The 10,124-nt window shown below is 47.0% G+C and carries 10 protein-coding genes; 6 read left to right on the top strand and 4 right to left on the bottom strand.

Features of this window, described 5'->3' with window-relative positions; genetic code table 11:
• Positions 1-291 (bottom strand): hypothetical protein (locus R3177_RS09785; RefSeq protein ID WP_318970854.1); only part of this gene is annotated, 291 nt, incomplete at its 3' end.
• 181 nt (positions 292-472) lie between these two features.
• Between R3177_RS09785 and msrB the strand changes: the two genes are divergently transcribed.
• Together msrB and R3177_RS09775 are read left to right on the top strand one after the other, a co-directional pair.
• Positions 473-862, top strand: a complete 390-nt coding sequence (gene msrB, locus R3177_RS09780; RefSeq protein WP_413229082.1) for a peptide-methionine (R)-S-oxide reductase MsrB — start codon at positions 473-475, stop codon at positions 860-862.
• 131 nt (positions 863-993) lie between these two features.
• Positions 994-2,445, top strand: coding sequence for a glyceraldehyde-3-phosphate dehydrogenase (locus tag R3177_RS09775; RefSeq protein ID WP_318970852.1), 1,452 nt, complete (start codon positions 994-996; stop codon positions 2,443-2,445).
• A 127-nt stretch (positions 2,446-2,572) separates the two neighbouring features.
• Here the strand turns inward: R3177_RS09775 and R3177_RS09770 are convergent, their stop codons facing one another.
• From R3177_RS09770 to ald, 3 genes are all read right to left on the bottom strand, one after another.
• Positions 2,573-2,782 (bottom strand): cold-shock protein, encoded by a 210-nt coding sequence (locus R3177_RS09770; protein WP_213994945.1) that lies wholly within the window; start codon positions 2,780-2,782, stop codon positions 2,573-2,575.
• Between the two features lie 284 nt (positions 2,783-3,066).
• Positions 3,067-3,276, bottom strand: a complete 210-nt coding sequence (locus R3177_RS09765; protein WP_019674401.1) for a cold-shock protein — start codon at positions 3,274-3,276, stop codon at positions 3,067-3,069.
• A 301-nt stretch (positions 3,277-3,577) separates the two neighbouring features.
• Entirely contained in the window at positions 3,578-4,699 is a 1,122-nt protein-coding gene (gene ald / locus R3177_RS09760; protein WP_318970851.1) for an alanine dehydrogenase, read from the bottom strand.
• 136 nt (positions 4,700-4,835) lie between these two features.
• Here ald and lrp point away from each other — a divergent pair, with 136 nt between their 5' ends.
• The 4 genes from lrp (at position 4,836) to R3177_RS09740 (ending at position 10,022) form a co-directional block, all read left to right on the top strand.
• The gene (gene lrp / locus R3177_RS09755) at positions 4,836-5,324 is read left to right on the top strand and encodes a leucine-responsive transcriptional regulator Lrp (protein ID WP_318970850.1); all 489 of its coding nucleotides are present in this window, start codon (positions 4,836-4,838) and stop codon (positions 5,322-5,324) included.
• 202 nt (positions 5,325-5,526) lie between these two features.
• Positions 5,527-7,998, top strand: coding sequence for a DNA translocase FtsK (locus tag R3177_RS09750; RefSeq protein WP_318970849.1), 2,472 nt, complete (start codon positions 5,527-5,529; stop codon positions 7,996-7,998).
• Positions 7,999-8,670, top strand: coding sequence for an outer membrane lipoprotein chaperone LolA (gene lolA, locus R3177_RS09745; protein ID WP_318970848.1), 672 nt, complete (start codon positions 7,999-8,001; stop codon positions 8,668-8,670).
• A 5-nt stretch (positions 8,671-8,675) separates the two neighbouring features.
• Positions 8,676-10,022 carry a replication-associated recombination protein A gene (locus R3177_RS09740; protein ID WP_318970847.1) on the top strand — a complete coding sequence of 449 codons (1,347 nt, stop codon included), beginning with the start codon at positions 8,676-8,678 and terminating at the stop codon, positions 10,020-10,022.
• Positions 10,023-10,124 lie beyond the last annotated feature (102 nt).

The following is a 10,124-nucleotide window of genomic DNA, read 5'->3' as shown; positions in this document are numbered from 1 at the left end:
TTTCACCAGGGTACCGCTGAAACTGGCATTCAGTTTGTCATCCTGAAACTGAACATGGTTACCATCGATGATAAACTGGCTGGGCTGATAATCAAACATGCCCTGATTAGGGCTGTCCAGGGTAAGGCTGTAACCCTTTGCGGAATGGTTAATATTAATACCGATAGTCAGGACAGCCTGGGGTGCCAGGACTAGTTTGCCACGCCATTTACCCGGCAACGACTGAGCGCCTGCCGGTGATACCAGCATTATCGTCAGTATCAGAGTGAACCATACCAGACGTTTTAGCATAATCATCTCCATGTCAGCGCTATTAATCGTAGCTAAGTCTAACCGCTGATTAAATTGGCTGGTAAGTTTTATGTTTAACGGTCTTTTTTATATATTAAAGGTTACTGGTCAAAATAACGCTAAGCTGATAGTGATATAGAGCGGCAGTGTGACAAAAGTATCATTCTAAGTGGGAAGTTTTATGAAGCTAACTGAGCAGCAATGGCAACAACGTTTAACGGAAGAGCAATATCGGGTTACCCGGCTTAAGGGAACTGAATACCCGTTTACCGGAAAATTGCTTCACCATACTGCTGATGGTACTTATCATTGTATCTGCTGTGGTGCCGTTTTATTTTCATCTGATACCAAGTTTGATGCGGGTTGTGGCTGGCCCAGTTTTTATCAGGCGCTCGAGGGCAGGGTTGAGTTCCGTACAGATACCAGCCATGGTATGCAGCGTACTGAAATTGTTTGTAGCAACTGTGACGCGCATCTGGGACACGTGTTCGATGATGGTCCTGCGCCGACCGGTCAACGTTATTGTGTGAACTCTGTCAGTTTACGGTTTCAGCATGCGACAAAAACCTGAAATTAACCTGTTGTGGTTGTGGTAAGGTTTCAATATCTATTACAATGTGCCGCCTTTAATAAATACGCTGTACCCTACAAAACAGCACGAGGCTCCGATTAATTCATTTTTTTGAAGTAAAAGGCCGACACATGACCCAATCACACGCAGAGCAATACCAGAAAAGCTGGCAGGAACGCCAGGAATATGCCGAAAATATGCAACCACTCATTGGCCGGCTATACCGTAACAAAGGAATAGAAGTGGTGGTGTATGGCCGCCCGCTGGTAAACGCAACCACCATCGATATTATCAAAGCTCATAAAACCGTAGAGCGGTTTGAAGGTGAGAAACTGCGGCTGCGCGAGAGCTTTCCGGTACTGGAAGCTATCAGCAAAATGAATCTGGCGCCAGGTCGGATAGACATTGGAAAACTGGCATACGGTTTTTTATTTAAAAATTCAGGTGCAGGTTTAAGCCTTGACCAGTATCTGGCACGGGAATTAACCGACATTCTTGACCGTGAAGATAAGGTACAGGCAACTGACGTGGTGCTTTATGGTTTTGGCCGGATTGGGCGTTTACTTGCCCGTCTTATGCTGGAACGTTCCGGCCCGAGCAGTAAATTGCGCTTAAAAGCCATTGTTGTCCGCGGCGGTAAAAAAGGTGATTTGGAAAAACGTGCCAGTTTACTGCGGCGTGATTCGATTCATGGCCCTTTTAATGGCAGTATTACCGTTGATGAGGAAAATCAGGGCATAAAAGCTAACGGCACTTTTATCAAAGTAATTTATGCCAGTTCGCCGGAAGAGGTAGATTACACGTCATTTGGTATTAATAATGCCTTAGTTGTTGATAATACCGGGATCTGGAAAGACGACAAAGAGCTGGCGATTCATTTTAAGAGTAAAGGTACAGCCAGGGTATTGTTAACGGCACCAGCCAAAGGTGAAGTACCAAATATTGTTTACGGTGTTAATCAGGATATGATCCTGCCAGAGCACAAGTTTGTATCGGCAGCAAGTTGCACCACTAACGCTATTACCCCGGTATTAAAAGCCCTGAATGATGAATTTGGCATTCGTAACGGCCATGTTGAAACCGTGCATTCATATACTAATGACCAGAATCTGATTGATAATTTTCACAAAGCTGAACGTCGGGGCAGAGCAGCACCGCTGAATATGGTGATTACCTCTACCGGCGCTGCCAGTGCCGTGGCCAAAGCTTTACCTGAACTGAAAGGTAAACTGACCGGTAACGCTATCCGGGTACCGACGCCCAATGTATCAATGGCTATTTTGTCGTTAAACCTGAATAAAGAAACTAACCGCGATGAGCTTAATGCCTTTTTACAACGCACCTCACTGTTCTCCGAACTACAGGACCAAATCGATTACACCAGCTCTACTGAAATTGTGTCATCTGATTTAGTTGGTTCACGCTATGCGGGTGTCGTAGACTCTCAAGCCACTATCGTAGACGGTGATCGTTGTGTGCTGTATGTCTGGTACGATAACGAATTTGGTTACAGTACTCAGGTGATCAGGGTGATGAATGATATGGCAGGGATTAAGTATCCGACTCTGCCTGTTGCCAAATAACGCTGTGTAGCCAAATGACAGAAAAAAGCCGCATTATGCGGCTTTTTAATTTGCTGTAAACTGAGCAGATCCGCAATAAAAAACGGCCATGATAATGGCCGTTTTTTTGACTGAACGTGTTTTGCTATTACAGCAGGGTTACGTTAGCAGCTTGTGGGCCTTTCTGGCCTTGTTCAATTTCGAAGGCTACGCGCTGGCCTTCGTTTAAGGTTTTGTAACCTTCGGTCTGGATTGCACGGAAGTGAACGAATGCGTCAGCGCCGCCGTTATCCTGAGTAATGAAACCGAAACCTTTATCTGCATTGAACCACTTTACTACACCAGTTACTTTAGCCATGAATGACTCCTAAAAATTTAAAAAAAATAATTTACGCTTAATGCGCTATTAGCCTGACTGTTACTTATGTGGCCAAACGTGCGTGAATCTTCAGGGACATGACTTACTATGAAGCTGTGTAGCGAAGTGTTCAAAAACATGTTGTTACATAGGTCTGATCTACAGGCCGGGACATATCATATCAGGTCTGAATTGAATGTATAGTTTTATTCTGAAAACTTTAAAATTAATTAAATAAAAAAAACCGGCTTAAAGCCGGCTTTTTTACGAAATAAACTAAGCTATTAAAGTACAGTTACGTTAGCAGCTTGTGGGCCTTTCTGGCCTTGTTCGATTTCGAACGTCACGCGCTGACCTTCGTCTAAGGTCTTGTAACCTTCAGTCATGATAGCGCGGAAATGAACGAACGCGTCAGCGCCGCCGTTATCCTGAGTAATGAAACCGAAACCTTTATCTGCGTTGAACCACTTTACTACACCAGTTACTTTAGCCATGAATGACTCCTAAAAATTTTAATGAAACTAAATTACGCTTAATGCGCTGTTAGCCTGACTGTTAAATATACTTATGCGGGCAAACGTGCGTGAATCTTCAGGGACATGACTTACTATGAAGCTGTGTAGCGAAGTGTTCAAAAACATGTTGTTACATAGGTCTGCTTTACAGGCCGGGAGACACTGTAACAGGTCTGAGCTGAATGTATACCTTTATTATTGAATTATTGAATTTAATTTAAAAAAAATAAAAAAACCGGCTAAAAGCCGGTTTTCGTGAATTACCAGGCGCTTTGGCGGGTTATTTATTACCTATAGCCTGCTCTGGCGCGACATAAGGGAAGCCCAGCGCTTCTGCTACGCTCTGGTTAGTCACTTTACCGTGGTATACATTTAAACCGGCCAGTAAATGTTTATCTTCCATCAGTGCCTGCTTATAGCCTTTATTCGCTAACCGGATAATAAAGGGCAGGGTTGCGTTATTCAGTGCAAAAGTAGAGGTGCGCGGTACAGCTCCTGGCATGTTTGCCACACAGTAGTGAACAACCTCATCAACGATATAAGTTGGATCGGCATGAGTGGTTGCCCGGGATGTTTCGACACAGCCACCCTGGTCAATGGCGACATCAACAATGGCTGAGCCGGGTTTCATCCGTTTAATATGATCAGCCGTAATTAATTTAGGGGCTGCTGCGCCAGGTACTAATACACCACCTATTACCAGGTCGGCTGACAGCACTTCCTGCTCTAACGCTGCTGCAGTAGAATATATTGCTTTAACGGCGCCGTTAAACTGCGCGTTAATCCGGCGAAGTACATCAATGTTGCGATCCAGGACAGAGACATCGGCCCCCATACCTACAGCCATTTGTGCCGCATTAGTGCCGACCATACCACCGCCGATAACCACCACTTTGGCTGGTGCGACGCCAGGGACGCCTCCCAGCAGGACACCACGGCCACCACAGGACTTTTCCAATGCCCGGGCACCGGCCTGGATCGACATACGACCTGCCACTTCAGACATCGGAGCCAACAATGGTAAACCACCTTTACTGTCGGTAACAGTTTCATAAGCAATACAGACAGCTTTTGATTTAATTAAATCTTCAGTCTGTGGTAAATCGGGGGCCAGGTGCAAATAGGTAAACAGGATCTGGCCTTCGCGCAGCATCGCCCGCTCAACCGCCTGGGGCTCTTTTACCTTGACGATCATTTCTGCTTTGGCAAATACTTCTTCGGCACTGGCTAATACTGCAGCACCGGCTTCGGTATAATCCTCATCGGTAAAACCGATGCCAATACCGGCGTTATGTTCAACATAAACACTGTGGCCGTGACCGATTAACTCGCGTACGCTGGCAGGTGTCATGCCGACACGGTACTCATGGTTTTTTATTTCTTTTGGGATGCCGATGATCATAATATTCCGCCCTGTAGGTAAGAGGTAAAATTTGTGCGCAGTATACAGTGTGAAATGAAGAATTAATGCTTGTTTTAAAGTCCCGATATAGTTCAAAATCCTGTTTAAATTTTAAAAAAAGGTGGTTTTCACTGCTATGTACTCTTTAAGTAAAAGTATCAAGAAGTTAGACCGGATTGATCGGAAAATACTCACTGAACTGCAACACGACGGCCGCCTGGCTAACGTTGAGCTGGCACGGCGGGTGGGCTTAAGTCCGACACCTTGTCTGGAACGGGTGCGCAAGCTTGAAGCCGAAGGGTACATTATAGGTTATACCGCTCAGGTTGACCCGCATAAGGTGGGCGCTGCGTTGCTGGTGTTTGTGGAAATTACTTTAAGTAAAACTTCGCCGGAAGATTTTGATGAATTCAGTAAAGCCGTTCAGAAACTGGTTGAGATTCAGGAATGCCATCTGGTATCGGGCAGTTTTGATTTTCTGTTAAAAACCCGGGTGGCCAATATGGCAGCTTATCGTGAATTATTAGGAGAGACGCTGCTAAGATTACCAAGTGTACGGGAAAGCCGGACATATGTGGTTATGGAAGAGGTAAAACAAAGTAGTTTTGTCGCGATGACATCATGACATTCAGTCATTGTCTTAGCTGACAAAGAGCCAATACAGCAGGCGTTAATCTTGGCTGAGATAGCTTTAACAGTCTTATCTGAACCGCAGACCCCGCTTGAAATAAACCGATGCCGGGTGATGGCGCAGATGCACTTTTTTGCTGGCTCTGGTATGGTAATAAGGTCTGCGCAGACAGAATAAAAATAACGAGGCCCTTCATTTGCAAAGCAAACAATTATTTCCGTTAAATGGCGTTCAGCGCTTGCTCGAGGTGGGATTAATCCTGTTCTGGGCATTGGCATTGTTTTTATTGCTGGCATTATTTTCATTTGACCCGGCCGATCCGAGCTGGTCACAAACCGGCTATCAGACCAGTGTCAATAATTACGCCGGGCCAATTGGAGCCAGAGTTGCCGATATGCTGTTGTTTAGTTTTGGCTGGGTGTCTTACCTTGTCCCCTTTCTGATTGCGGTGTTTGGTTATTTATTGTTTAAGCGTTACCACAACGTTTTTGCTCTGGACTATCTTATTCTGGGGCTGCGGCTGATTGGTCTGGTATTAACTCTGGTCAGCGCAACAGCTATCAGTAGTATGAACTTTAACGATATTTACTATTTCTCTTCCGGTGGAGCCGTCGGGGATGTCACCATCAGCGTGCTGTTACCGTACTTTAACTTTATCGGTACCAGTCTGTTGCTGTTGGCGGGCTTTGCAACCGGCCTTACCCTGATGACCGGAATATCCTGGTTAACGGTAGCAGACTATCTGGGTATTGCCTGTTTTAAAGCCGGCCAGGGCCTGGCAGCCTTCCCGGGCTGGCTGGGAGAGCGCTTTGGCAGTGCTCCACCTGATGAAGAAGAGCGGCCGGAGGAGTCAGGCAGCAGCAGGACAGGTGTTACTGACAAAGTACTGATTAAACAGCGTGCTGAGCCCGCCCTGTTTGCTGAGTCAAAAATAACAGAGCCACTGCCAATCAAACCGCTTAATCCAAAAACAGAAGCAAAATCCTATTACAGTTTGGATCAGCTGGCCGATGAACAGTTGTCATTCAGTGCGGTTGATGAACCGTTAAATCCTGAACATATTTCAAAAACGCTGGCCCAGCTTGAGCCACAGGAAGACCTCGATCCGCTTATGCAGTTTCCGGAAGAAGACGAAGATAGCGATGACAGTGAGGAAGTGCAGCATACGCTGGAAGAGCTGCCTTCACTGGCGTTGCTGGACAGACCGGATAAAGCTCAGAACCCGATTGATCCGGCTGATTTAGAACGGGTTTCCAGATTGGTTGAAGCTAAGCTTCTTGATTTTAATGTGGAAGCTCGGGTAGTGGGTGTGCATCCGGGCCCTGTTGTTACCCGCTTTGAGCTGGATTTGGCTCCGGGGGTTAAAGTAAGCAAAATTACCGGTCTGGCCAAAGACCTGGCTCGTTCGCTGTCGGCAATCAGTGTGCGGGTAGTGGAAGTCATCCCGGGGAAATCCTATATCGGTCTGGAGTTACCCAATCAGCACCGGGAAATTGTCCGGTTGTCAGAAGTCATTGGTGATGACGTGTTTACCGAATCAAAATCTGCACTAACCATGGTGCTTGGCAAGGATATTGCCGGAAAGTCTGTGGTGGCTGATCTGGCAAAAATGCCCCATTTACTGGTCGCAGGTACTACGGGTTCCGGTAAGTCAGTTGGCGTTAATGTAATGATCTGTAGTCTGTTGTATAAATCGACGCCGGATGATGTCAGGTTTTTAATGATTGACCCGAAGATGCTAGAGTTATCTATTTACGAGGGTATACCACATTTACTGACTGAAGTAGTTACCGACATGAAAGATGCCGCCAATGGCCTGCGTTGGTGTGTTGGCGAGATGGAACGCCGTTATAAACTGATGTCAGCATTAGGGGTTCGGAATTTAAAAGGCTATAACGCCAAAGTGAAGGAGGCTATCGCAGCCGGCGAGCCGTTAAAAGATCCGCTCTGGAAACCGTCAGACGATATGCGCACTGAAGTGCCGTTGCTGGAGAAATTACCGGCTATTGTTGTCGTAATTGACGAATTTGCTGACATGATGATGATTGTTGGCAAAAAGGTAGAAGAGCTGATTGCCAGGATTGCACAGAAAGCCAGGGCAGCGGGTATTCATCTGATCCTCGCCACACAGCGTCCATCGGTTGATGTGATTACCGGTTTAATTAAAGCAAACATCCCGACCCGGATTGCGTTTCAGGTTTCGTCAAAAATTGATTCCCGGACTATTCTCGATCAACAGGGGGCCGAAAGTCTGCTGGGCCAGGGGGATATGTTATATCTGCCACCCGGCTCAGGGGTACCTAACCGGGTGCATGGTGCTTTTGTCGATGATCATGAAGTACATGCGGTTGTCGCTGACTGGAAAAAACGCGGTAAACCGAATTACATTTCAGAGATTTTAAGTGGCGAAACCAGCGAGGAAAGTTTGCTGCCGGGTGAGACGCTGGACACCGATGATGGTGAAGCTGATCCTTTGTATGATCAGGCAGTTGCCCATGTTATTGAAAGTCGCCGGGCGTCTGTTTCGGGCGTTCAGCGTAAGTTCCGGATTGGTTATAACCGGGCAGCAAGGTTGGTAGAGCAAATGGAAATGAGCGGGGTGGTCAGCGGTCCTGGCCATAATGGCAACCGTGAGGTCATGGTGCCGGCACAACCTAAAGGGTATTAAATGAAAAAACTGGCGTTAATGGCATTATTATTCAGTAATCTCAGCCTGGCGCAACAAGCTGCACCAGTCGACTTTGCACCACATTTAAAACAGGTACAGCAACAACGGCTCAGTGCACCTGATGGCAGTGCTGAACTGTTAGCTGAACTGGCTAAAATTGACAGCTTTTCAGCACATTTTCAGCAGCAGGTTTTTGATGATCAGCAACAGTTATTACAACAGGGACAGGGCAGGCTACTGTTAAAAAAGGTTGCCCAGTTCCGGTTTGAAGCTGAAGAGCCAGAGCCGGTTTTATTAGTGAGCGACGGCGTTACGCTGTGGTTTTATAACGAATTACTTGAGCAGGTGAGCGTTTATGATGCCAAGGCACAAGTAGGGCAAACGGCATTTGCCTTGCTTACGACGACAGAGCCCGAGCTGTGGCAGCAGTATCAGGTTATCGCGCAGCAAGGGGTATTTATAATTCATCCGCTGGATAGTAATAACCCGGTACAACAACTGATGCTGGCTTTTGATACTAATGGCATCAGTGAAATGACGGTGATTGATATAAACCAGCAACAAAGTGTGTTTCGTTTTTCCAAAGCGCGTTTAAATCCGCAAATTGACGATAAGCAATTTCAGTTTACGGTTCCAGCGGGCGTTGATATTGACGATCAACGGCAGCAATAGCATTCATGGCGAGTTTACCCCTGAATTTCAGTGATGACATCAGGCCGCTGGCTGCCCGCCTGAGGCCGCTCACGCTGGATGATTATGTCGGCCAGCAACATCTGATTGGACCTGGCACGCCACTTTATCAGGCAATACTGGCCGGCAAAGTGTTTTCACTGATTTTATGGGGGCCGCCTGGTACCGGCAAAACAACTCTGGCAGAGCTTGTTGCAAACCATGCAGCAGCCAAATTACAGAAACTATCAGCGGTTACAAGCGGTGTTAAGGATATACGGCAGGCCATTTCAGATGCACAGGAGCGGTTGCAACTTTTTCAGCAGCGTACATTATTGTTTGTTGACGAAGTGCACCGCTTTAATAAAGCCCAGCAGGATGCGTTTCTACCCTATATTGAGGATGGCACCATTATTTTTATCGGCGCCACGACGGAAAACCCGGCCTTTGCTCTTAATAATGCTATTTTATCCCGGGCCAGGGTATGTGTGCTGAAAAGTCTGACTGACGATGATTTACGTCAGGTTATGCAGCGTGCGTTAACAGATACAAAGCTGGGTCTTGGTGCAAGGCAACTGACGATAACGGCAGATGCCGAACACTTATTGCTGCAACTGGCCAATGGTGATGCCCGTAAACTGCTGAATATCATTGAACAGGCAGCCGAGTTAAGCCAGGCAGAGACAGGCAGTGACTGTCAGATAAACGCAGCATTAATTAAGCAGATTGTCCCAAGACAGCTACCTGGTTTTGATAATCAGGGTGATATGTTTTATGACCTGATATCGGCTTTTCATAAGTCAGTACGCGGGTCTGATCCTGATGCCGCTTTATACTGGTATTGCCGGATCCTGGCGGGCGGTGGCGATCCTTTATATGTCGCCAGACGACTGCTGGCTATTGCCAGTGAAGATATTGGTAATGCCGATCCCAGAGCACTGACGCTGGCATTAAATGCCTGGGACACTTTCAGTCGGGTAGGGCCGGCAGAGGGAGAGCGGGCAATAGCCCAGGCTGCAGTCTATCTGGCATTAGCGCCGAAGAGTAATGCAGTTTACAGCGCATTCAATCAAATGCGTAAGCTCGCTGAAGAGCTGCCCGACTATCCGGTACCCCTGCATTTACGCAATGCCCCCAGTAAATTGCAAAAGGATTTGGGCCACGGTGAAGGCTATCGATACGCTCATAATGAGCCGGGCGCCTATGCTGCCGGCGAGTGTTATCTGCCCCCTGAGCTGGCAGGCAGGCGGCTTTACCAACCCAGCGACCGGGGCATGGAAAAACAACTGGCAGAGAAGCTGCGTTATTTGCGCCAGCTTGATGCGCAAAGTCCGCAGCAACGCCATAAACAATAAGCTTTATTTAACCAAAGCATTTCAATTTCAGCCAGAGCTGGTTAATATTCGTGGCTGTTATTTCAACCTTGTCTGCCAGTTTTGGCCTCAGCCGACAGAAGA

Source organism: Arsukibacterium sp. (genome assembly GCF_033722355.1).
GTDB lineage: Bacteria > Pseudomonadota > Gammaproteobacteria > Enterobacterales > Alteromonadaceae > Alishewanella.
This window is presented reverse-complemented; position numbering and strand designations above follow the sequence as displayed.

Coding starts and splice junctions, on each gene's coding strand:
- msrB (WP_413229082.1), top strand. CDS start 473: ATGAAGCTAACTGAGCAGCAATGGCAACAACGTTTAACGGAAGAGCAA.
- R3177_RS09775 (WP_318970852.1), top strand. CDS start 994: ATGACCCAATCACACGCAGAGCAATACCAGAAAAGCTGGCAGGAACGC.
- R3177_RS09770 (WP_213994945.1), bottom strand. CDS start 2,782: ATGGCTAAAGTAACTGGTGTAGTAAAGTGGTTCAATGCAGATAAAGGT.
- R3177_RS09765 (WP_019674401.1), bottom strand. CDS start 3,276: ATGGCTAAAGTAACTGGTGTAGTAAAGTGGTTCAACGCAGATAAAGGT.
- ald (WP_318970851.1), bottom strand. CDS start 4,699: ATGATCATCGGCATCCCAAAAGAAATAAAAAACCATGAGTACCGTGTC.
- lrp (WP_318970850.1), top strand. CDS start 4,836: ATGTACTCTTTAAGTAAAAGTATCAAGAAGTTAGACCGGATTGATCGG.
- lolA (WP_318970848.1), top strand. CDS start 7,999: ATGAAAAAACTGGCGTTAATGGCATTATTATTCAGTAATCTCAGCCTG.
- R3177_RS09740 (WP_318970847.1), top strand. CDS start 8,676: ATGGCGAGTTTACCCCTGAATTTCAGTGATGACATCAGGCCGCTGGCT.